Origin of the sequence: Bacillus sp. AFS073361 (assembly GCF_002567005.1) — a bacterium.
Classification (GTDB): Bacteria; Bacillota; Bacilli; order Bacillales; family Cytobacillaceae; genus Neobacillus.
The window spans coordinates 18,249-40,383 of record NZ_NUZU01000218.1; the positions used below are offsets into that span (position 1 = coordinate 18,249).

Consider the following 22,135-nt stretch of genomic DNA (forward strand, 5'->3'; position numbering starts at 1 on the left):
TTAAATCACCACCTTTTTAATCTACTAATATAGGATATTAGAGATTGTAAGAAATGCTTGTACAATTGTGTAACTTGAGATTTCTATCCTCATTTGGGTTGGCACGAGATGTGTATTCTAAATTGTGAAACAAAAGGAAGTACTTTTAGTTGCAAAACGTATGTTAACTGTTAATAAATCGAAAAGATAATTGTATAATAATGGTAAGAGGGGAGAGAGTATGGTGAATACATTTAAAGAGAAAAGAAAGGCCCGAAGAGACAAGAGGAAAGAAGAAGGGAAGGAATCCATTTGGTGGGAAGTCCTTGATATCTCTTTGGATTTAGTGGAATTAATTGGGCCAATTCTTATTCGGTCTGCTCGGTCAGTTACTAAATTTTTGGACCATCATTAATTACATACTAAGTGTTTATAATTACGTGCTGCTTGAAAATGATCATCATAAGTATATGGCTTTAGCTCTATATAACAGGGGCTAAGGCCTTTTTCTCGTTTTTTTAGGGGCTAGTATACTTGTACATCTATTTTCCTATGATATATAAATCATAATTCTTAGGCAGAATATTTGAATGTTACTCAAACATATATTATAATTTAGTTATGTAACATTGAAGGAGAGTAATGATTCGTTGGAAACAGTGGATGCACTTAGAGACTTAGAACAAATAAATGCCATGAAAAATTACCTTATGGAACATTCATATAGGGATTATTTATTATTTGTTGTTGGAATAAATACAGGGCTTAGAATATCTGAACTGCTACTGATTAAGGTAAAGGAACTTTTTAATGGGGATGGGGAAATGAAGGATTTTTATCATTACTCTGAACTGGAGAGTGAAAAGAGGAAGTCGGTTTATTTAAACAAAAGAGTGAAAGAAGCGGTAAATTCTTACTTAGACCAGGTCAACAGTGAACAACAAATTTATTTATTCCAATCTCGTAAATTTAAACAACCGATTACACGACAACAGGCCTATCGAATCATCCATGATGCAGCTGTTAAGGTAGGTATTGAAGGAAAAATCGGGACGAATTCACTAGCAAAGACCTTCGGATATCATGCCTTTAAACAAGGTGTCTCGATTGCACTCTTACAAAAACACTTTAACCATTCCACACCATCGGAGACACTTAAATTTTTAGGAATAACAAAAGAAGACCTGATTACCACTCAGATCGATGTAAATTTATGAGTAGAAAAAATCTATTGGAGAAAAAGTCAGAGATACAGTTGAAAAGTAAAGGGAAGAGAGGAAATATATGACTACAAACAAAATACATAAAACTAATAAACTAAAATTTATTCTGCGCGGATTAATGGTCGTTATCGGGGGATTAATTGCTGCCTATGGACTAGAAACGGTTCTTATTCCTAACCACGTATCAGATGGAGGAGTGACGGGTCTTAGTATCGTTGGATCAGAACTATTTGATTTACCATTGGGTGTTCTCATTGCTGTGATCAACATTCCCTTTATCTGGTTGGGATATAAGCAAATTGGAAAAAGTTTCGCGTTATTTTCGATTATCGGGATTGCTTCCCTAGCGGTTGGAACCAGTCTCTTGCACCATACGCCTGCTATTATTGAGGGAGATACATTGTTAGTGACAGTGGTTGGCGGTATTATCCTTGGATTTGGGATGGGGTTAGCCTTAAGGAATGGCGGTGCATTGGATGGAATTGATATGCTGGCCGTCCTCCTATCTCGAAAATTACCGTTTGGTACCAGTGACCTCATTCTATTCTTAAACATATTTGTATTTATTTTTGTTGGCATCGCATTTGGTTTACAAGGGGCGATTCTATCGGCCATTGCTTACTTTATTGCTTCGAAAGTGATTCACATTGTGGAAGAAGGGTTAAGCGGTTCTAAAACCTTCAATATTATCACCACCCAGCCTGAAATAATGGTGGAGACCATCTGTGATCGTTTAGGCCGAAGTGCAACGTATAAAGAAGCTTATGGCGGTTTTTCCCATGAAAAATTTAAAGAAATCACCTGTGTCATTAACCGCTTAGAAGAAACAAAATTAAAAGAAATCATCAATGAACTGGATCCAAAATCCTTTGTTACCGTTTATGATGTAGCAGAGGTGAAGGGCGGTAATTTCAGAAAGCACAACATTCATTAGCTGAATGGGCGAGATCAGAACCTTGAAAAGAAAAGAATGCACAATTTGTCGATAAATAGGTGAAAAAATTAAGATAATAGTTTATAATCATTTAGTCATAGAAATTAATATATCATTGCATGTATGCAAACGAGGTTCTAGCCCCCCTCATTAAAAAAACTAAGATGAAGCAGTACTTCTATCTTGGGGTACTGTTTTTTCTATTTGAAAGGAAGTATAGAAAGAAATGTTGAAAAATGAGAAGGCCATTGTTGTATTTAGTGGTGGACAAGACAGCACCACTTGTTTATTTTGGGCATTAAAACAATTTAAAGAAGTAGAAGTCGTTACGTTTGATTACAATCAAAGGCATAGTTTAGAAATTGAATGTGCCAAAAATATAGCCAATGAGCTTGGTGTAAAACACCATATTTTAGATATGGCCTTACTAAATCAATTAGCCCCTAATGCGTTAACGCGTTCAGATATTGAAGTGACTGATGGCGGTGAAGGGGAACTTCCCTCCACATTTGTGCCAGGTCGGAACCTATTATTCCTAACTTTTGCAGGTGTTTTAGCTCGTCAAGTGGGAGCGAAGCATTTAGTCACAGGTGTATGTGAAACAGATTTCAGCGGTTACCCGGACTGCCGTGATATTTTTATTAAATCATTGAATGTTACGTTAAATCTTTCGATGGACGATAACTTTGTCATTCATACCCCGTTAATGTGGATCAACAAAGCACAAACATGGGCACTAGCGGATGAATTGGGCGCATTAGAGTTTGTTCGTGAAAAAACATTAACTTGCTACAACGGTGTGATTGCGGATGGATGCGGCGAATGCCCAGCCTGTGTGTTACGAAAAAGAGGGCTTGAAGACTTTTTAAATGGGAGGTTTTAGCGATGGGTTTTCGAATCGTTGATAAACTTCAAAAAATAAATGAGGACATTCATCCACATCAATTAAAATATCATCATAAACGTGTACTTGTAAGCAAAGAATTCACCTTCGATGCTTCGCATCACTTGCATTGTTATGAAGGGAAATGCAAAAATTTGCACGGCCACACATACCACGTTATTTTCGGAATCAGCGGATTTGTTGATGAACGCGGCTTAATGATTGACTTCGGTGATATTAAAGAGATTTGGAAAAATGAAATTGAAATATTCCTTGATCATCAATACTTGAATGAAACCTTACCATACATGAATACAACCGCAGAAAATATGGTGGTTTGGATTTATGAGAAAATGAAGGAAGCATTAGATACAGAAGAGCGGATGGAACAATATCATGGAGCAAGAGTGGAATTTGTCCGTCTCTTTGAAACTCCGACCAGCTATGCAGAAGCTAGAAGGGAGTGGATGGAGGAATGAGCAAGATTCCTGTTCTAGAAATCTTTGGCCCAACCATCCAAGGAGAAGGGATGGTCATTGGTCAAAAAACAATGTTCGTTCGGACCGCCGGCTGTGATTATTCTTGCAGCTGGTGTGATTCTGCCTTTACATGGGATGGCAGCGCAAAAGAGGATATCCAGCAAATGACTGCTGAAGAAATATGGGTTGAACTAAAAAGAGTCGGCGGCGATAATTTCTCATTTGTGACAATCTCTGGGGGAAATCCGGCACTTCTTAAAAATTTAGATGTGTTTATTGATTTATTAAAAGAAAAAGACATCAAGATTGGGATCGAAACACAAGGGAGCAGATGGCAAGACTGGTTCTTAAACGTTGATGAACTAACGATTTCACCGAAACCGCCAAGTTCCAATATGATCACCAATTTTGAAATCTTAGATTCTATTTTTCAAAATTTAAACGACAATGATTTTAAACATCAAGTGAGTTTGAAAGTCGTCATCTTTGATGAAAACGATCTTGAATATGCGAAAAAGGTTCATCATCGTTACCCAGAGATTCCTTTTTACCTTCAGGTTGGTAATGATGATATTACGAATATGAATAACAATGAATTGATTCAAAAACTTCTGAATAAATATGAGTGGTTAGTTGATTGTGTGGTTTTAGACCCAGCGTTGAATGATGTTAAAGTATTGCCGCAATTGCATGCCTTGCTTTGGGGAAATAAGCGAGGCGTGTAAGAGGTTAGAAAGAGAGTAGGGATAGAATGAGAATCATAATATATTTAATTTCCATCGTAACGGCGAACGTGGTTACGGCAGCTTTTGCCCCATTGCAGATGGGGGTATTTATTGTCCCTATGGGTACCTTATTTATCGGAGCCACGTTTATCTTTCGAGACTTGGTTCAAAATAAATATGGCAGAAAGAAGACTTATATTTTCATAGGAACAGCTTTATTCCTTTCTGCGGTTGTATCATTCATTTTAGGGGATACACTGATTATCGTCTTAGCTTCGGCTCTCTCGTTTGCCGTGGCAGAAACAACAGATACAGAGATTTATACAAGATTGAAACTGCCGATGAGCTGGAGAGTTTTTTATAGTGGAGTCGTCGGGGGCTTATTGGATTCGGTGATCTTCGTCATCATTGGCCTTAGCCCGCTTGGAGCCAACTTCTTACCATGGGAAGCCGTGCCAGCAGCTATTCTTGGGCAAGTCATCGTGAAATCGATCATCCAGGGAATCGCAGCAGTAATTTTAAGCCAGGTAACTAACTCAATGACTAAACATGCACTGTCAAAATAATGTAAAATAAAGCTCCAAACCATGTTCAATCGGTTTGGAGCTTTTTGATAATCGCTGCAATTTATAGTAGATATAAAACAACTTTAGATCGCATAGGATTGTTTTGATTTAAGAAGATATTGTTCGATAAACTGAGCTAATCCATCATTTTCGTGGTGTCCTGTAATAAAATCAGCCGCCGCTTTAACCTTTTCACTTGCGTTCCCCATGGCTACACCAGTACCTACATGACGAAGCATCTCGATATCATTGGGTCCGTCTCCAATAGCGACAACTTCATTTGGACTGATTCGATATTCACGAAGGAGGCTTTTTAAAGCAGACCATTTCGAAACATTAGGTGCAAGCAATTCAAACCCGTCATTCCAATTGATGACTTCTGCTTCCTTGTTAAACAAAGCGGAAATGTTTGGACAAGGTGTACCTGTTCGAACACTATATTTAAGTACATCTTGATAATTTGCCTGTCTTAAATCTCCAATATAATGTGGCGGAATCCGCCCCACTTGTGTCCAATAATCAATTTCTTCATTTGTCTTCTTGCAATAAACACCATTTGCTGTATGGATAATAACATTCCAAGCACTTTCAGCTGTCACATGGTGGAATCGTTCATCGTTCAGTCGGACGGTTTTCATTTGTATTGTTTTTCCTGAATCTGCATCGTGAATAGCGGCACCATTCAAACAAATCATCGGTGTTCGTAATCCAAGTTCTTTATGGTAAGGAGCAGTTACTTCATAGTGTCGACCAGTAGCCAGAAACACCTTGACCCCCTGATTCATGAGCGTATTAACGGCTTCCATATTTCGGGTGGAAATGTTATTTGAGGCTTTTAATAGTGTACCATCCATATCAATAAACATTGCACGCATATTCATATATACTGCCTCCTCATTTGTTGTTAATCCAATCTTAACATCTGAATATTAAAGTCTTGTAAACTCAGTGTATAGATTAAATTAAGTTTAAGTGGAGGCAAATGATGAATCTAAAGGCGGATGGGCTTATGTAACCTTCCTTAAACCCTTCCATTCATGAATCTCTTGAATACCTTCCTCACAAACTCCAAAGGAACGCCAGGAACAAGTTTTACACACAATTTGAATATCGGAGGGGACAACAAACTTTCTGATGCATGATTCAACGTCTTCCCAATTCAGAATTTCTCCGACTTTAAGCCCTATTTTCTCTAAAATTGCCTGATCTCTTTCATAAATATTTTCGTCCTGGCAGTGGTATTGACCAGAGTTGGGGTATTTTTCACACAACTGATCGGGACCCTTAACAATATGAATTAACGTCTTTGGGTTATTTCTCAAGGTTTGATGCAATCGAGTCATATTTTTTACGTATTCTTCTGAATAGCCCATTCCCCGATAGCCCAACAGGCAAAAAAGATGATGGCCTCGTAGTTTAAACATCTTTCTCCTCCTAGTTTATAGATGTTAACTATAAAAAACGTCGAGTTAACATTGCTTTTTTTTCATCATACCATATCATACTTAAACAATTGGACCCTTTTTTGTTTCATTTAGGGGAGTAAAAAATTCTATACACATAAATGTGTGTGCTGGTTTTATAAATTTTGTTCGAGGGATTCTCTTTTCTGTTTGCGTGCGACTGTTTTTTCATAAAAATATATTTTAAAATACCTTCATGGACTAAAGTAGGTTCCTTAATTTTTAGCGGATTTATTACACAAACAACTGGTTTATTTCTGCATTGTATGTGGTGATTGTTCCTTTTATTGCATGGATTTTTATTAGGAGGTAAAACATGGATTACATTTCACCGAAAGAAGGGGTGTTAAAGCATATTTTGCCTATGTAAGAAGGAAAAGCCGCCAAATTGGCGGCTCTTCACGTTTAATGTTGGACTTGCTTTTGATGTTCCATTACCTTCTTGTGTGAAGGAAGGAAGAGAGTACAAAGGAGGTTTGCGATCCCAATAAAAAACACGAGGATAAATACAAGGTGCATCCCATGGGCGAGCGCCTCCTGGATCATCGTCATAACGTTCGCAGGCAGCTGATGAAGGGTGTCTGAGCTTAAGAGATTACTAATATTGTCTCCTCCACTCCAACTTCCCCCTGCATGTTCTTTTCCAAACGTAATCAATGAGTTGTTAAAAATAGTTCCAAATATAGCAACCCCAACCGTTTGGCCAATGGACTTAGTAAAGCTGTTTGATGCGGTTGCGGCTCCACGCATTTGCCAGCCAACCGCTGATTGAACGAGAACGGTGGTTGGGGTGGTCGCGTAACCCATGCCCAGACCGATCACAATCATAATTCCTACAAAATACCAATACGGAGAGTCAAGTTCCACAGCAAGCAGCCATGTTCCACCTAGGGCAATCAAAACAGCACCAAGAATGGCTGTAAACTTTGAGCCAATTTTATACATATACCGACCGGCAAAAGTTGCACCTAAAGGCCAGGCAATTGACATTGGCATAAGTGTCAGTCCTGAGCTCGTCGCACTGTGGCCAAGAATCGTTGAGTTCCATGCATATTTTTGTCCCGGACCCGCATTTAATAGTGCATATAATAAAGTGGATATCCCGATGGTAAAAGTGATAGCTCCTAAATAATCAATTTTACGGTCCTTTTTCAATTCAACGGTTTCGTGGAAGAACACGGTGATTAACACGAGCGAGACTAAACCGATCGGCAAATTTATATAGAAAATCCAACGCCAACTGATTTGGTCCACAAAGAATCCGCCTACCAATGGTCCAAGAAGACCGGCGATTCCCCAAACCGAACTAAAGACTCCCTGCATTTTGGCTCGTTGTTCACCGGGAAAAAGGTCACCAATAATTGTAAAGGTTAACGGCATAACCGCACCAGCACCAATTCCTTGAAAAGCACGGAACCAAATTAATTGATTCATCGTTTGGGCAGCTCCCGACAACATCGAGCCGACCACAAACAAAATAACCCCAAAGATAAAAACTTTTTTTCGGCCGAATAAATCAGCCAATTTCCCGTAAATAGGCGTCGTTACAGAAGTGGTAAGTGTGTAGATGGCAAATACCCAGCTGATTAATTTTAAGCCGCTGAGGTCACTGACAATTTGAGGCATGGCGGTACTGACAACCGTGACGTCAATGGCGACTAATAGGATCGCAACCAGCATCGCAACCGTAACCATTTTACGATTTGTCGTTGATTTTGACATGTTTTGTCTCCTTTATTTAAAAAAATGAAATAAAAAAATAGAAAATTTCTTAACTTTGTCAAGTTGTTGACTAAATTAGTTTAAGTTACCTTTGTAATATAGTCAACAACTTGACTATATTAATTCACTGATTTAGTATAATCAATAATAAATAGACGCGGAGGTTTGTATGGAAGAAGTAAAAACGAATATAACGTTAGATATCTTTAGATTATCTAATCTCCTAAGCAGACATGGAGCTAAGATGGTCGCTGAAGTTGGACTGAGCAGCATACAGCAATGGGTGATTCTAAGGACGATCATAAATAGGGGAGAAATATCCATTGGGGACCTTAAAGAAGAATTGCTTGTAACGAAACAAAATATGACCGGGATGATCAATCGTCTGCAGCAATCCAATTTAGTTACGCTTTTCCAAGACCCTGAAGATAAAAGACGTACACGAGTAAAAATAACAGAGGAAGGGATTCGTGTGTATGAGCAATTGAAATCGTTACGGAATGATTTTAATGCCCAGTCTTATCATATATACAATGATCAAGAGATAGTGGTTTTAAGTGAATTACTCAATCGGCTCGTTGATCATTTGAAATAAAAACGTCTGCCCTATTGTGTACTTTATTTGAAATGATGAAGGAATAAAAGTTGGATGAGCCGAATAAATCATAAGGATCATGATTTTGTTGAATTTTCAAAATAAATGATTTGAATGATGAAACTAAACAGTGAGGAGATTGGTTGAATGCAAGTTGTAACCCAAATGTTTTTAGACCAACACGACATGCATTGGCATGAGAATGATTGGTTTGCATCCATGGATCAAGCGCTTCATGGAGTCATCGCAGCTGAGGCAGCATGGACAAGTTCGGGAATCAGCAATTCAATTTGGCAGATTGTTAATCACTTGATATTTTGGAATGAAGACGTAATCCATCGAATTAAAGGTACAGAGAATCAGCAAAAGGCAGAAAACAATGTAGAGACCTTTGGAAAACCGGGGGATCCAGAAGACGAAATTGGGTGGGCCCGGACAGTGCAGCGCCTTAATGAAGTCATGAATAAATTAAAAACGGTGATTGCGGATCTTGACGATGAAAAGTTAAAAGCTCCATATGCTGCTAACAGATATTCTATCGAGCGTTTACTTAGTCATATCATGATGCACGATACGTATCATATCGGCCAAATTGTTCTGTTGCGAAAGTTGCAATCCTCTTGGGGTGGCGTTGACTGGTCCTAAAGCACCATAATCTAGCGGCCTTCCTCGCCAAGCCGTAGAAACAGGTGTGTTAGTCAAATTCATTAGAACGTATTTGCAGAGTAATCTTTCACATATTTCACTGTTCAACATCGGGCGCTTTTCTTAAATAAGAAGGCGTCTTTTTGTGGATTAAATATTCGAATAATTATTGATCGTTATTGATAAATTTTAGGGGGAGCAAAATTGCGTAAGAAGGTTTTGTTATTAAAAAGTTTTGGTTTAGCTTTTTTTCTTGTTCCAATGTTTATATCCAGGTTGAATATCGTTCCCGATATATCTTGGAATATTCTTTATTCTACATCTGGAACAGCTCTTATTTTTCTAATTGTAGTAAACATTATGGAGTGGAAATATCAAAAAGGAAAAGAAAATATAGGTAAATAGTAAACTGGTTTCATTTCAAATTAAGCTGCCATAAGGAAGGAAAAATGCGATGTTTCTAAGCGTTATTTTTTATATGTCAATTATTGTGAGTTTAATGCTTGTTACGCTTGGCATTAAGAAGAAAAATACGAAATATATCTGGATCGCTCTCTTTCTTTCTATCATTTCAACGATTTTAAGTTTGTGGTCGATTTGGATGTTTATTATTATTATTCCTTTCTTTTGCGTAGCAGCAATTTTAGGAATAACGTATTCAAAACGATGGTTTTTAGTATTTATTGCTGGAGTTTTAGCTTGGGGATTATTTTTATATTTTTATTAAACCACAATAAGACTTTTTTATGGGCTGGCAATTTTATAAAAACTTATTAAATAGAGTTTTCCAGCTTTTGCGGGGTAATATAAAAGGTGAGGTGAAGACTACGAGTGGGGTCTTTATTTTTTGACGTGATAGGTGTTAGCCAAGTTGTATTACTTGATGCCAATCATGTCTTTATATATATAATAAGAAGGGGAAATAAACTAGAAAAGGTGATAATATGAGTCAATTATCTGAGTTATTATCTAAGGAACATAATCAGAATGTTGAGGAATTAAAAGAATTGCTTCGAATTCCAAGTGTCAGTTCTTTATCCGAGCATAAAGAGGACATCCAAAAAGCAGCTTCATGGATTGCCAATAAATTAGAAAGCATCGGAATGGAACATGTGGAAATCATCCAGACAAAAGGACATCCAATTGTCTATGCGGACTGGATTCACCAGGAGAACGCCCCAACTGTCTTAGTGTACGGCCATTATGACGTGCAGCCGGTGGATCCTCTTCACTTATGGGAAACGCCTCCGTTTGAACCAACGATTCGTGATGAAAAGATCTTTGCCAGAGGGGCAACCGACGACAAAGGGCAGACATTCTTACATATCAAAGCAGTGGAAACACTTTTGAAAACAGAAGGTAAATTACCGGTAAACGTTAAGTTTTGCATTGAAGGAGAAGAAGAAATCGGAAGTCCTCATCTTCCGCCATACTTATCCGAAAATAAAGAAAAATTATCTTGTGATGTAGTAGTTATTTCTGACTCAGATATGTGGGATAGAGGGGTTCCCGCCATCACTTATTCGTTAAGAGGTCTTTGTGCACTGGAATTTTCGTTAAAAACCGCTAATTCGGATTTGCATTCAGGCATGTTTGGCGGAGGAGTTCAAAACGCTAACCATTTATTAGTCCAGCTCCTATCGACCCTTCATGATGCAAACGGAAAAGTAAATGTAGATCATTTTTATGATGATGTTGTTCTTCTTACAGATTTTGAAAAGGAACAAATTAAAGCGTTAGGATTTGATGAAGACAAGCTAAAAAAATCATTAGGGTTAACCGATTTAACCGGAGGGGAAAACAATTTCCCATACCCTGAGAAAATCAGCTCCCGGCCAACCTTAGAAATCAATGGATTATGGGGAGGATTTCAGGGGGAAGGAACAAAAACAGTCATCCCGAACGAGGCACATGCCAAAATTACTTGCCGTCTCGTCCACAATCAAAACCCTGAAAAGATACAGGGATTGATCAAAAAACATATAGAAGAACATGCTCCAAAAGGCTGCACGGTAACCGTGTCTCTTCAAGATACGGGGAATCCATTCTTAACGCCGATCGACAGCCCAATGATTCAAAAAGCGGCCGAAGCGTATGAAACGGTTTATGGAAGAGCACCAGTATACAAAAGAGAAGGGGGTTCGATTCCGATTGTATCGGATTTCAACCATTCTCTAAATGCGCCTGTTGTCTTAATGGGATTTGGATTGCCAGATGAGAATCTACATGCACCGAATGAACACTTTAACTTGGAAAACTTCGATAAAGGGATCTTAACGATTTGTTCGTTTTTAGAACTTCTTAAAAAGTAAAAAAGAAAGGGCGATGACAGATAGATGTGTCATCGCCTTTTTTCCATATTATTGGTCTAACGTATCTGATACGTGGATACCATGCAGCCTTTGTTTTTTTGCTTTGCGGAAATGAAATAATTCATAGAAGGTTGGAATCACAATCAGTGTTAAAAGGGTGGATACGATGAGACCAAAAATGACGACCACCGCAAGTCCCTTTGAAACAAGATTTAAACTCATCGCGGATTCATGTGCAACCAGAAGCGGAAGCATCGCAAATACAGTAGCAAGTGCTGTCATCAGAATTGGTCTTAAACGTACCTTTCCCGCTTCCATAATCGCCTCGCGAATACTCATACTCTCCTCATTATGACGGATTCGATCAACCAGCACAATCGCATTTGTAACAACAATTCCAACTAGCATCAACATTCCAATCCCAGAAGAGATATTAATGCTAGATTGAGTGATCACCAACCCTAAAAGTGAACCTATAGCTGCAAGTGGCAGAGAAATCAGAATAGCAATGCTTGCACGGAACGACTTTAAGGTAACCAACAAAATCATAAACACAATACCAATCGAGAACATTGCTAGTTTACCGAGTTCTACTAAATCATCTGATGACTGCATGGCAGAACCAGTGATTTCTGCACTTGTTTCTTTGCCAAATGTATTATTTTTGTCCCATCCAGCGATCTGTTTTTGAATTTCGCCTGCTACGTCCACCATTTTATCTGAATCCACAAAAGCGTTTACTTGAAGATAATGATGGCCGTCTTTTGAATAAATGGTACCTGGTTCCTTACTCTCTTCTACTTTAGCAAAGCTTGATAAAGCCACTGGCCCATTTGGTGTCATGAGCTGCAAATCTTTTAAATCATTCACCGATTGAATTTCTTTGATGGCCCCCAATTTAACGGTCGTGGTCCGACCATCTATTTTGATGCTTCCAATCGCAGCAGGCTGAATCATGGCATAAATAGACTGAGAGATTTCCTGTGCGTTGGATAACTTCGAATCCACGGTAATCGTAACCGTTGGCTTTGTATTTTGATCGTTACTTTCCACTTTTTGGACGCCATCAATAGTATTAATTTCTTTCTTGACGATGTCAGCTGCTTTTTTTATGTCCGCTTCATTCTTGCCAATCACATCCACTGAAACCGTCGTTTTATTCACTCCCAACAAACCAGCAGTATCAGCAGTCAGTTCCGCATTTGGAAACTGATCTTTTGTTTTTCGAATCTCTTTTACAAATTTGGCAGAATCGGTCCCTTCCTTAGGGAAAATCATAAATTGAACCACATTTGCATCTTGCAGATTGCCATATTGTGCGGCAGCTTCATTGACTCCTGCGATCGCAATACGGTTTTTTACCCCTTGTTTATATGCAAGAATGCTCTCCATTTTCGAAATCCCGTCATTTATTTCACTTATTGGGGTTCCGTTATGATAGCGAAGACTGATGGCTATGTAAGCAGAATCCTTCTGATCCACAGACCCTTTAGGCATGCTGACAAACAGCCCAACTGACCCGGCCACTACTAGAACTACTAGTATGATAGGAAGCCATTTATGGTTAAGCGACCACTTCAATATAGTTGGGTAGAACGAATTGGTCTTGTGTTCTTTCACCTTTACCTTTTTCATCATGCGACCGCTGAGCACTGGTACGACGGTCAGCGAAACAAGCAATGAAGCAAGCAGGGAACAAGTGATTGTAATCGCAAACGGGGCAACCAGGTCTCTTAAACCTCCCGAAACAATCATCATTGGGAGAAATACGGCCACCGTTGTAAGGGTGGAGGACGTAATGGCTGCGCCCACTTCTTTAACAGCTTCGATAAGAAAGGCAGGGGTTAGTTCATGATCTTTCTTTCTTCGATAAATATTTTCAACGACAACAATACTATCATCCACCAGTCGTCCGACTGATACCGCAATCCCTCCAAGGGTGAGGATGTTTAACGTAACGCCAAAAAATGAGAGTAAAATCATTGTGATACAAAGAGAAAGTGGAATGCTGACAATCGTGATCAGGGTCATTCGGAAACTGCGAAGGAATAACCAGATAATAAGAGTCGCAAATAATGCTCCGGTCAATACTTCTCTAGTCATCGAGTTAATTGAATCAAGAACGGTATTCCCTAAATTCATAAAAATAGTAGCTTGTAGTGTTCCTTTATAGTCTTTGTTAATTTGTTTAACCGCATCTTCTACTTGTTTCCCGAGGGTTACCGCATTGGAGGTTGAATCCTTCTGAATTACGACGTCGATAAAATTCTTCCCGTTCAAATGGGTGATGCTTGCGGTATCTTTTTGCATGGTTATTTCAGCGACATCTTGCAGTTTGGTCTTATTATTTAACTGAATGTTTTTGAGGTCATCAACGGATTCTAATTTTCCTGTTACGATGATACTTGTTGCTTCGTTGTTTAGGTTTTTTTCGCCCACTGCAACCGATGCATTTTTTCCTTGAAGAAGAGTGTAGAGCTTTTCAAGCGGGTATTGTGCGGCTGCTAATTTGTCAGGATTGACTTTGATCAGCACTTGTTGATTGCTGCCGCCGTTGGTGATGACATTGCCGACACCTTTTAGGTCTTGGAACATCGGCATAATCTCGTTTTCTACTAGATTTAGCTCATGATTGCCAATTTCCTTGTCAAAGGTGAGACCTAGTTCCACAATTGGAATTTCAGATGTGTTCAGGTTAACGACGTAAGGTTTCATGATTCCATTGGGGAGATGAACCATGGAAATTCTTTCTTGAATTTGCTGTTTCGCTTCTTTCACATTAATGTCAGATTCAAAGGTGACGGTCATCTGCGTGAAGTTATTTCCTGTTTGCGCTGCGACATTTTGTTTTCCTCTGACGCCATTTAATGCTTTTTCAATCGGCTGTGTTACCTGTTCATCCATACTTACAGCATCCATGCCGTTTCCAACCACTGAAATGGTCACGTAAGGTTGATCTGCCGATGGCATCAGCTCCATTGGAATCGTGGTGTAACTAAAAATACCAAAAATCATTGAGGCAAAAACAGCGAAAGCTAATGCCGCCTTGTTCCGTAATGCCCATTTGGTAAACCAAGTCATAAAGGACCCCCCCTAGTAATAAAGTGGTAAAACCAGGTAAATTATACCATTTCGCTCATACTATTAACAGGGTATTTTTCCTAATTTTACAAAAAATACTGCTGGAAAATAAATACCATCCAAAATTCAAGAATAAGAGACTTGTAAGATAGAAATAGAGCCGCCAAGAAATGGCGGCTCTCTGCTTATTGTTGGACTTGCTTTTGATGCTCCATGACCCTCTTGTGTGAAGGATAGAGGAGACATCTCCATCGGTGAATTAAAAGAAGAAATGCTGTAATCGGCTGCAGCAATCAAATTTAGTTACTCTATTTCAAGACTCTGAAGATAAAAGACGAACTCGGGTAAAAATAACAGAAGAAGGTATTCGTGTGTATGAGCAATTAAAATTATTATTCTTTGCTCTGTAGGTATGAGAATGTATAGGCGGAGAATTTCCGTCTAATGTATTTTGAGGAAGCTTAAGAAGCAGATATAACCGGAGATATTCCGATTAACAGCTCTACATAAGACACTATCCAAAGATTTGGAAGGTATAAACGGAAAAACTTCCTTTATTTTTTAGGAAATAGAGGTATTTCCCAATTTAAACGGAATTTTTCCGTTTATTTTTCAAACACAGTGAAATCCAAATTCAGTGATAACCAAGCCAATTTTTAAAAGTGAAAAGGGATGGTGTATGATGGACAAACAGCTTCCACCTGGACAATTCGAAACCGAAAAATGGCCAATATTGCATCAAGGGGATGTTCCCGAGTTTAATGAAGCCACATGGAATTTCAGACTCTTTGGTGAGGTAAAAGAAGAAAAGTTTTTATCTTATAAAGAAATCATGGATCTTCCGAAGACCATTTCAACCGTTAACATGCATTGTGTTACCACCTGGTCTAAGTTTGATACCACCTTTGAAGGTATTGCCCTTAGAGAGTTATTAAATTTCGTTGAAATAAATGAAGAGGTAAAATACATTAAAATTTACGGTTATTACAATGGAGACAACTTCGGTTATTCTGCTAACCTGCCGCTCGAGCCTTTATTGGGGGACGATTCTTTGTTTGTCTACCGTTGGAAGGATAACGCACATGATTGGCAGGATATCGATCCAAAACATGGTTATCCACTAAGATTTATTCCACCAGAAATATTTTATCTCTGGAAAGGTTCCAAATGGGTTTCAGGGATAGAATTTATGAAAGATGACGAGGCCGGTTTTTGGGAGGAGTTAGGCTATTCGATGACAGCCAATCCATTTAAAGAAGAACGATACCGTTAACGTTGATGCATATACAATGCCTGTCCCTGCTATTTAGGACAGGCATTTCTTATGCTTTATAATAAACTCAAAATTTCATTTCCCGCATAGAGGAGGAATTAATCATAAATCAATCCTATAAAATTGTCCGATGTGGCGGTACCCAATAAAGGGTATCGTTTTTTTGTTTGAAATGTAATCACATAATCACTTCGTATGGCAACGGATATTTAACATTGGCAATCGTGGTTATTTTAAGGTGCCAGGTTAAATAATTCGAATGCAAGGGGCACTTTGGCGATACCCTCAATAAAATAAAAAAAGCCATCATTTATGGGGAGGGTGTGCCATGAATGCCTACGTGCTAGGTTTTCGAGAAATTGACCATAAGCAGCTTATGACTGTTGGGGGAAAAGGGAAAAACCTTGGAGAACTGTCGAGAATTGAGGGAATTCGGGTGCCAGTAGGCTTTTGCATTACTACAGAAGCCTACAAAAAAATTATCAGCGATAACAGTCCATTTGATTACTTCCTCCATCAACTCGATCAGCTAAGAGCCGATGACAGGGAAGAAATCTGTGTCATTAGTGGAAAGATCCGCAGCCTTATCGAGAAAGCGGAAATACCCCTGGAGATAGAAACAGAGATCATTCAGTACCTGTCAGAGTTTGGCGAGGAGTGGGCCTACGCAGTTCGTTCCAGTGCCACTGCCGAGGATTTGCCTCATGCGTCCTTCGCAGGGCAGCAATATACGTTTTTAAATATCAAAGGAAAAGAAGAAATCCTTCGGCATATCCGTAAGTGCTGGGCCTCCCTGTATACAGATAGGGCGGTGATCTACCGCATTATGAATGGATTCGACCATCGAAAGGTTTACTTGTCAGTCGTGATCCAAAGGATGATTTTCCCGCAAGCTTCAGGGATCTTGTTTACGGCCGAACCTGTCACTTCCAACCGCAAGGTGCTATCAATCGATGCTAGCTTTGGACTTGGGGAAGCCCTTGTCTCTGGTTTAGTGAATGCAGATAACTATAAGGTTCGAGAGGGAACCATTGTTGAAAAGACGGTCTCTGCCAAGAAACTAGCCATTCATGCATTAAAAGAGGGTGGTATAGAGGAAAAAGAGATCGAGTGGGACCAACAGAATCGGCAAACCCTTACAGATTCGCAGATTTTACAGCTGGAGCAAGTAGGAAGAAAGATTGAGGCGTATTTTTCCTGCCCGCAGGACATTGAATGGTGCCTTGCTGAAGAGGCGTTATATATCGTGCAAAGCCGCCCCATCACAACCTTATTTCCAATTCCGGAAGATACCGATGGGCAGAACAGGGTTTACTTGTCGTTTGGCCATCAACAAATGATGACAGATGCTATTAGACCATTGGGTATGTCCTTTTTAATGGATCTATTCGATGAATTTCCGCTTCGTAAAGCGGGTGGAAGACTGTTTCTTGACCTTACTCACGACCTGGCCTCTCCCGTTGGCCGGAGGATCCTGCCTTTTGTGATGGGCAAGAACGACCCTCTCTCAAAGAATGCGATGTTAAGCTTAATGAACAGAAAGGATTTCAAGAATTCATTGCCACGGGGAAAGAGAGTATTCAAATTTGGCACAAAGGGACTTTCCTGGACACTACCCTTACACATAATCAACATCTACCGAAAAAACGACCCTGTGATCCCTCAGAATCTCATCACTCTAAACGAAGCATCCATAATGGAACTGCAAAAACAGATTGCAGTCGTATCGGGAGTAGACCTGTTTACTTTCATTAGGAATGACCTTAAGAAATTAAAAGAACTCTTTTATGACCCTCTAGGATTAGGAGTCATGATGGTGGGGGTATTAGCATGGGACTGGATCAATAAAAAAATGGAAAGATGGTTGGGGGAGAGGAATGCGGCCGACACACTTTCCCAATCGGTGCCAAACAACGTGACATCTGAAATGGGTTTTGCACTCATGGTTGTGTCGGACATCATTCGTCCATATCCTGACGCGATGGAAGTTTTACAAAATGCTCGCGATGACACCTTTTTCGAGGACCTAGCCGAATTGGAAGGCGGGCGGGCAATTATTACCTCTTTGAGAGGGTACCTTGAAAAATACGGAATGCGCTGTTCTGGAGAGATTGATATCACAAGGACCCGTTGGAGAGAACAGCCGACCGCACTGATCCCCATGATTCTTAGCAATATAAAGAATTTTCCTCCTCATTTCGGCAGAGTTAGATTTGAGCAAGGCAAGAGGGAGGCAGACCTAAAGGGGCAGGATCTGCTGAAACGATTGAAGCAATTGCCGGACGGAAAACGAAAGGCAAAAATGACAGAGAAGATGATTAGCGTTTTGCGCAATTTTATCGGCTATCGCGAATATCCCAAGTACGTTTATATTAGACGCTTTGATATCTACAAGCAGGCGCTGATGAAGGAGGCCGCTCTACTTGTTCGTAACGGGGTCATCCAAGAAAAAGAGGACATCTACTATTTAACCTTTAAGGAGCTTTATGAAACCGTTCGAACTAACCATTTGGATTACAAGATGATTAATGAGAGAAAAAGGAATTATCAAGTTTTTGAGAAGTTGGCGCCACCAAGGGTGATGACGTCTGAGGGCGAGGTCGTAACCGGTGCATACAACACCGATTATATCCCTCAAGGTGCCTTGGCGGGAATCCCCGTATCATCCGGCATAATCGAGGGCCGCGCACGTGTCATATTAAAAATGGAGGAAACTCAATTAGAGGATGGGGATATTCTCGTAACCACATTCACGGATCCCAGCTGGACTCCGCTGTTTGTATCTGTCCAAGGCTTGGTGACAGAAGTAGGCGGGCTAATGACTCATGGATCCGTCATTGCACGCGAATACGGTCTTCCGGCCGTTGTAGGAGTGGAAAACGCCACGAAGGAAATAAAAGACGGGCAGAGGATCCGAGTGAACGGTACTGAAGGGTATATTGAGCTATTATGATATTATGTTTCATAAAAACTAGGTAATTAGCATAAGGTCATTGACTTCTTCCCGCCGAAAACACCGCCAACGTCAGTCATCCAACCAATGAGGGTTTTGGAGTGAAAAGAGACCAATACCTTTCCGCTTTCATGTTACTGAATGTCCAAACACCTCCAACTCCTGTTGCATATATTGGATTACTCTAATCCACTATGCGAGGAAGGTGAGTCTATGAAGAAAGTGGCCATCTTGGGAGGCGGGGTGGCTGGCCTTAGTGCTGCACATGAACTGGTAGAAAGAGGGTTTGACGTAACGGTATACGAAAGTAAAACAATTCCGGGTGGAAAAGCACGGTCGATTCCTGTTCCCTATTCCGGTACGAACGGGAGAAAAAATCTACCTGGAGAACACGGATTCCGTTGCTTTCCAGGTTTTTATCGCCATATCATTGATACGATGAAACGAATCCCTTATGACCAAAAGCAAAGTGTTCATGATCAATTAGTTTCGGCTCGGGAGATGGGACTTGCCCGCTTTGATCATGAACTAGTTCCCATCTCCACTTCTATTCCGAAATCGATGACCGGCATCAAAAAGAACTTGAAAGCATTGTTCGATTCGGATTGGGGACTTAATGAGGAAGAAGTGGTTTTCTTTACGGAGCGGCTTTGGCAGGTGATGACGAGCTGCAGGGAACGAATCATGGATGAATATGAAAGAATTAGCTGGTGGGATTATCTTGATGGAGATAACCAATCAAAGAACTTCCATGAAGTGTTTGCTGCCATTTCCCGGTCATTGGTCGCTGCGAAATCTACAGAAGCAAGCACCAAGACCTTCGGTACGGTTCTTTCCCAACTTCTTATGGGTATCCTTACGCCGACAAATGATTCGGACCGAGTCCTGAACGGCCCGACCAATGAGGTGTGGATTGACCCATGGATCAGCTATTTGAAACAAAAAGGAGTTCATTATTATACCAATGCATCCGTACGCAGCTTTCAACTCAAAGAAGGCAAAATCACGGGTGTCCATATCGATAGGTCAGGAAAGGACGAGTTTGTCAATGCAGACTTTTACTTAAGCACTCTCCCGGTGGAAGCCATGGCTCCGCTAGTTTCCTCTGATATGCTTAGGGCAGACCCGGCACTGATAGGATTGAAGAAGCTTGCCAAAGATGTTGATTGGATGAACGGGCTCCAGTTCTTTATGAAAAGGGATGTGCCCATCGTAAATGGCCATCTTATCATTATGGATTCTCCGTGGGCGATTACGGCCATTTCACAAAAGCAATTTTGGAACGGGAAGGATTTTCGAGCATATGGGGATGGTCAGGTTAGGGGCATTATTTCGGTTGATATTTCGGAATGGAACCAACCAGGCATGCTTTTAGGAAAAAAGGCAATACAATGTACGAAAGAAGAAATTAAAGAGGAAGTATGGGCACAGCTGAAAAAAGCCTTAAATCATGAAAAAGTACTGCTCCGGGATGAGGATGTTCACTCTTGGTTTTTGGATCCGGACATTCAATTCGACGATTCCGGCAAAATGATCAATAGTGAGCCTTTGCTTATAAACAAAGTTTTTGCGTGGAGCTTAAGACCCTATGCTTTTACAAAGATCCCCAATCTCTTCCTGGCTTCCGATTATGTGCGTACAAATACGGATCTGGCGTCGATGGAAGCGGCCAATGAGGCGGCCCGCCGAGCGGTCAACAGTATACTTGATGCGGCAGATTCAAAGAAAAGGAAGTGCAAGATTTGGGACATGTATAAATTTGACCTATTAACTCCCTGGCACATTCACGATTGGATTCGCTATAGGAAAGGGCTCCCCTGGAATGGCGGCTCCTCCTTCTGCTCAAGGGTTGTCTACTTCCTCCTCTATGCAGGTAAATATGCTTGGGGAAAAGTGCAACAGTCTAGATGGTTTTGGTAGCCTAACCTGAACGCAACGCATTCAATCATATTACTAAAGGAAGTACATGGAACGTGAACGTGTGCTTCCTTTTGTTTTATAGGCAATTTAAAACTCTACTTTTTTCCAAAGATAATGAGGCATTCTACTAGAGTTATTTAATAGCAATCCACGACCAGCTTAACCTGATCAGAAAAGTCAGCATATTCCTCTGTGGCATTAAAAGTGTCAGCATCGTGACACATTTTTAGATGCAGTTGTTTGAATTTAAAGCTGGGGGTATAGTATCGTATAGACGAGGAGTGATAAGTATGAACGAAACCATCCAATTATTAAGAAATCATCGCTCAGTTAGGGATTTCCACACTGAGAAAGATGTAAGCGAAGCCCAGATACAAACGATTATTGAGGTGGCTTTGTCTGGTCCCAATTAGATAAATGGTCAGCAAGTGACCGTGATTGAAGTCAGGGAGCCTGAACGGAAAGCAGCATTAGCGAAAGCAGCAGGCAACCAACGATGGATTGAGGAGGCGCCAGTTTTTCTAGTGTTTTGCATGGATTTTTACCGAGCGAAGCTGGCAGCTGAAAAAAATGGCAATGAGTTTAAAATTGTCGAGGACTTAGAAGCCATTATTGTCGGTTCAACAGATGTAGGGATCGCGCTGGGAAGCGCAGTAATAGCTGCTGAATCAATGGGACTCGGGATTGTTCCAATCGGAGGATTACGGAGAAATCCGCAAACCTTTGTTGATCTATTGAATCTACCGGAATATGTTTTCCCCATCTCAGGTCTGGTTGTCGGATATCCAAAATCCGTCCCCGCTCAAAAACCAAGGCTCCCAATGAAGGCAACCCTTCAAAAAGAACAGTATGAAACGATTATTCAAAAGGAAATCATTGACCAATACGATCAAACGATCTCATCCTATATTTCGGAACGGACGAAGGGAGAAGATACCAGTGACTGGTCAAGTAAAGTAGCTCAATTTTATGATAACGGATTTGAACAATACGCGAAGAACTCTAGTCCTACGGTAAAAAAACAGGGATATCGTTACAAGTAGTAGGTTTGGGTCGATGTTTGATAATAGCAACGGACCCCAAGGATTAATATACTTTATAGAAAAATCCCTTCTCGTTAGGAGAAGGGATTTTTTGTTATATTTGATAACACCTCTCGATAGTGTGTGGATTCCTATTATTTCATTAAAATCATTTCTATATTTGACTAAAAATATAATTCTATTATATGTAATTTTGAATTGTACAATTGTACTGACAACTAAGGGCATTAATGAAGAAACAAGGGCTATTATAAAATGAAAATACTAATTCATATAAGGGTATTGATAATTCAACTTAAACTGGGGGGCATAAACTGGGGGTCAGACCCCGATTTTCCT

The 22,135-nt window shown here is 40.1% G+C and carries 22 protein-coding genes; 17 read left to right on the forward strand and 5 right to left on the reverse strand.

Annotated elements, in window-relative coordinates; genetic code table 11:
• Positions 1-220 precede the first annotated feature (220 nt).
• The 7 genes from COJ96_RS28950 (at position 221) to COJ96_RS26255 (ending at position 4,789) form a co-directional block, all read left to right on the forward strand.
• Entirely contained in the window at positions 221-394 is a 174-nt protein-coding gene (locus COJ96_RS28950) for a hypothetical protein (RefSeq protein ID WP_180230272.1), read from the forward strand.
• 235 nt (positions 395-629) lie between these two features.
• The gene (locus tag COJ96_RS26230; RefSeq protein WP_098576587.1) at positions 630-1,196 is read left to right on the forward strand and encodes a tyrosine-type recombinase/integrase; all 567 of its coding nucleotides are present in this window, start codon (positions 630-632) and stop codon (positions 1,194-1,196) included.
• A gap of 67 nt (positions 1,197-1,263) precedes the next feature.
• Positions 1,264-2,136 (forward strand): YitT family protein, encoded by an 873-nt coding sequence (locus COJ96_RS26235; protein ID WP_098576588.1) that lies wholly within the window; start codon positions 1,264-1,266, stop codon positions 2,134-2,136.
• Between the two features lie 229 nt (positions 2,137-2,365).
• Positions 2,366-3,019, forward strand: coding sequence for a 7-cyano-7-deazaguanine synthase QueC (gene queC, locus COJ96_RS26240; RefSeq protein WP_098576612.1), 654 nt, complete (start codon positions 2,366-2,368; stop codon positions 3,017-3,019).
• Positions 3,020-3,021: 2 nt separating this feature from the next.
• Complete coding sequence (queD, locus tag COJ96_RS26245; protein WP_098576589.1) at positions 3,022-3,498, forward strand: 6-carboxytetrahydropterin synthase QueD; 477 nt, start codon at positions 3,022-3,024, stop codon at positions 3,496-3,498.
• Positions 3,495-4,223, forward strand: coding sequence for a 7-carboxy-7-deazaguanine synthase QueE (queE, locus tag COJ96_RS26250; protein ID WP_098576590.1), 729 nt, complete (start codon positions 3,495-3,497; stop codon positions 4,221-4,223). Before queD ends, queE begins: the two co-directional genes overlap by 4 nt.
• Before the next feature lie 26 nt (positions 4,224-4,249).
• A complete protein-coding gene (locus COJ96_RS26255) occupies positions 4,250-4,789 on the forward strand; it encodes a VUT family protein (RefSeq protein ID WP_098576591.1) in 540 nt (179 codons plus the stop codon).
• A gap of 83 nt (positions 4,790-4,872) precedes the next feature.
• Here the strand turns inward: COJ96_RS26255 and COJ96_RS26260 are convergent, their stop codons facing one another.
• The 3 genes from COJ96_RS26260 to COJ96_RS26270 form a co-directional block, all read right to left on the reverse strand.
• A complete protein-coding gene (locus COJ96_RS26260) occupies positions 4,873-5,670 on the reverse strand; it encodes an HAD family hydrolase (RefSeq protein ID WP_098576592.1) in 798 nt (265 codons plus the stop codon).
• Between the two features lie 126 nt (positions 5,671-5,796).
• A complete protein-coding gene (locus COJ96_RS26265) occupies positions 5,797-6,213 on the reverse strand; it encodes a DUF1284 domain-containing protein (RefSeq protein WP_098576593.1) in 417 nt (138 codons plus the stop codon).
• A 444-nt stretch (positions 6,214-6,657) separates the two neighbouring features.
• Positions 6,658-7,974 (reverse strand): MDR family MFS transporter, encoded by a 1,317-nt coding sequence (locus tag COJ96_RS26270; RefSeq protein WP_257148643.1) that lies wholly within the window; start codon positions 7,972-7,974, stop codon positions 6,658-6,660.
• A 169-nt stretch (positions 7,975-8,143) separates the two neighbouring features.
• Here COJ96_RS26270 and COJ96_RS26275 point away from each other — a divergent pair, with 169 nt between their 5' ends.
• The 5 genes from COJ96_RS26275 to COJ96_RS26295 all read left to right on the forward strand — a co-directional run bounded on the left by COJ96_RS26275 (position 8,144) and on the right by COJ96_RS26295 (position 11,526).
• Complete coding sequence (locus COJ96_RS26275) at positions 8,144-8,569, forward strand: MarR family winged helix-turn-helix transcriptional regulator (protein ID WP_098576594.1); 426 nt, start codon at positions 8,144-8,146, stop codon at positions 8,567-8,569.
• A 147-nt stretch (positions 8,570-8,716) separates the two neighbouring features.
• Positions 8,717-9,214, forward strand: a complete 498-nt coding sequence (locus COJ96_RS26280) for a DinB family protein (RefSeq protein ID WP_098576595.1) — start codon at positions 8,717-8,719, stop codon at positions 9,212-9,214.
• Positions 9,215-9,418: 204 nt separating this feature from the next.
• Positions 9,419-9,619 (forward strand): hypothetical protein, encoded by a 201-nt coding sequence (locus COJ96_RS26285; RefSeq protein WP_098576596.1) that lies wholly within the window; start codon positions 9,419-9,421, stop codon positions 9,617-9,619.
• A gap of 49 nt (positions 9,620-9,668) precedes the next feature.
• On the forward strand, positions 9,669-9,941 hold the full coding sequence (locus tag COJ96_RS26290) for a hypothetical protein (protein ID WP_098576597.1): 273 nt from the start codon (positions 9,669-9,671) through the stop codon (positions 9,939-9,941).
• 217 nt (positions 9,942-10,158) lie between these two features.
• Positions 10,159-11,526 carry a dipeptidase gene (locus COJ96_RS26295; protein WP_098576598.1) on the forward strand — a complete coding sequence of 456 codons (1,368 nt, stop codon included), beginning with the start codon at positions 10,159-10,161 and terminating at the stop codon, positions 11,524-11,526.
• Between the two features lie 48 nt (positions 11,527-11,574).
• Here the strand turns inward: COJ96_RS26295 and COJ96_RS26300 are convergent, their stop codons facing one another.
• Positions 11,575-14,607 carry an efflux RND transporter permease subunit gene (locus tag COJ96_RS26300; RefSeq protein WP_098576599.1) on the reverse strand — a complete coding sequence of 1,011 codons (3,033 nt, stop codon included), beginning with the start codon at positions 14,605-14,607 and terminating at the stop codon, positions 11,575-11,577.
• Positions 14,608-14,733: 126 nt separating this feature from the next.
• Positions 14,734-14,904 (reverse strand): hypothetical protein, encoded by a 171-nt coding sequence (locus COJ96_RS28955; protein WP_180230273.1) that lies wholly within the window; start codon positions 14,902-14,904, stop codon positions 14,734-14,736.
• Positions 14,905-15,289: 385 nt separating this feature from the next.
• Here COJ96_RS28955 and COJ96_RS26305 point away from each other — a divergent pair, with 385 nt between their 5' ends.
• The 5 genes from COJ96_RS26305 (at position 15,290) to COJ96_RS26320 (ending at position 21,796) form a co-directional block, all read left to right on the forward strand.
• A complete protein-coding gene (locus COJ96_RS26305) occupies positions 15,290-15,880 on the forward strand; it encodes a molybdopterin-dependent oxidoreductase (protein ID WP_098576600.1) in 591 nt (196 codons plus the stop codon).
• 328 nt (positions 15,881-16,208) lie between these two features.
• Complete coding sequence (gene ppsA / locus COJ96_RS26310; RefSeq protein WP_098576601.1) at positions 16,209-18,833, forward strand: phosphoenolpyruvate synthase; 2,625 nt, start codon at positions 16,209-16,211, stop codon at positions 18,831-18,833.
• A 213-nt stretch (positions 18,834-19,046) separates the two neighbouring features.
• On the forward strand, positions 19,047-20,753 hold the full coding sequence (locus COJ96_RS26315; RefSeq protein ID WP_098576602.1) for a hydroxysqualene dehydroxylase: 1,707 nt from the start codon (positions 19,047-19,049) through the stop codon (positions 20,751-20,753).
• Positions 20,754-21,043: 290 nt separating this feature from the next.
• Positions 21,044-21,166 carry a hypothetical protein gene (locus COJ96_RS29435; protein WP_257148644.1) on the forward strand — a complete coding sequence of 41 codons (123 nt, stop codon included), beginning with the start codon at positions 21,044-21,046 and terminating at the stop codon, positions 21,164-21,166.
• A 15-nt stretch (positions 21,167-21,181) separates the two neighbouring features.
• On the forward strand, positions 21,182-21,796 hold the full coding sequence (locus COJ96_RS26320; RefSeq protein ID WP_257148645.1) for a nitroreductase family protein: 615 nt from the start codon (positions 21,182-21,184) through the stop codon (positions 21,794-21,796).
• Positions 21,797-22,135 lie beyond the last annotated feature (339 nt).

Excerpts from the sequence above, each read along its gene's own strand:
- COJ96_RS28950 (WP_180230272.1), top strand. The coding sequence starts at position 221 with ATGGTGAATACATTTAAAGAGAAAAGAAAGGCCCGAAGAGACAAGAGG.
- COJ96_RS26235 (WP_098576588.1), top strand. The coding sequence starts at position 1,264 with ATGACTACAAACAAAATACATAAAACTAATAAACTAAAATTTATTCTG.
- queD (WP_098576589.1), top strand. The coding sequence starts at position 3,022 with ATGGGTTTTCGAATCGTTGATAAACTTCAAAAAATAAATGAGGACATT.
- queE (WP_098576590.1), top strand. The coding sequence starts at position 3,495 with ATGAGCAAGATTCCTGTTCTAGAAATCTTTGGCCCAACCATCCAAGGA.
- COJ96_RS26255 (WP_098576591.1), top strand. The coding sequence starts at position 4,250 with ATGAGAATCATAATATATTTAATTTCCATCGTAACGGCGAACGTGGTT.
- COJ96_RS26260 (WP_098576592.1), bottom strand. The coding sequence starts at position 5,670 with ATGAATATGCGTGCAATGTTTATTGATATGGATGGTACACTATTAAAA.
- COJ96_RS26265 (WP_098576593.1), bottom strand. The coding sequence starts at position 6,213 with ATGTTTAAACTACGAGGCCATCATCTTTTTTGCCTGTTGGGCTATCGG.
- COJ96_RS26270 (WP_257148643.1), bottom strand. The coding sequence starts at position 7,974 with ATGTCAAAATCAACGACAAATCGTAAAATGGTTACGGTTGCGATGCTG.
- COJ96_RS26275 (WP_098576594.1), top strand. The coding sequence starts at position 8,144 with ATGGAAGAAGTAAAAACGAATATAACGTTAGATATCTTTAGATTATCT.
- COJ96_RS26280 (WP_098576595.1), top strand. The coding sequence starts at position 8,717 with ATGCAAGTTGTAACCCAAATGTTTTTAGACCAACACGACATGCATTGG.
- COJ96_RS26290 (WP_098576597.1), top strand. The coding sequence starts at position 9,669 with ATGTTTCTAAGCGTTATTTTTTATATGTCAATTATTGTGAGTTTAATG.
- COJ96_RS26295 (WP_098576598.1), top strand. The coding sequence starts at position 10,159 with ATGAGTCAATTATCTGAGTTATTATCTAAGGAACATAATCAGAATGTT.
- COJ96_RS26300 (WP_098576599.1), bottom strand. The coding sequence starts at position 14,607 with ATGACTTGGTTTACCAAATGGGCATTACGGAACAAGGCGGCATTAGCT.
- COJ96_RS26305 (WP_098576600.1), top strand. The coding sequence starts at position 15,290 with ATGGACAAACAGCTTCCACCTGGACAATTCGAAACCGAAAAATGGCCA.
- ppsA (WP_098576601.1), top strand. The coding sequence starts at position 16,209 with ATGAATGCCTACGTGCTAGGTTTTCGAGAAATTGACCATAAGCAGCTT.
- COJ96_RS26315 (WP_098576602.1), top strand. The coding sequence starts at position 19,047 with ATGAAGAAAGTGGCCATCTTGGGAGGCGGGGTGGCTGGCCTTAGTGCT.
- COJ96_RS29435 (WP_257148644.1), top strand. The coding sequence starts at position 21,044 with ATGAACGAAACCATCCAATTATTAAGAAATCATCGCTCAGTTAGGGAT.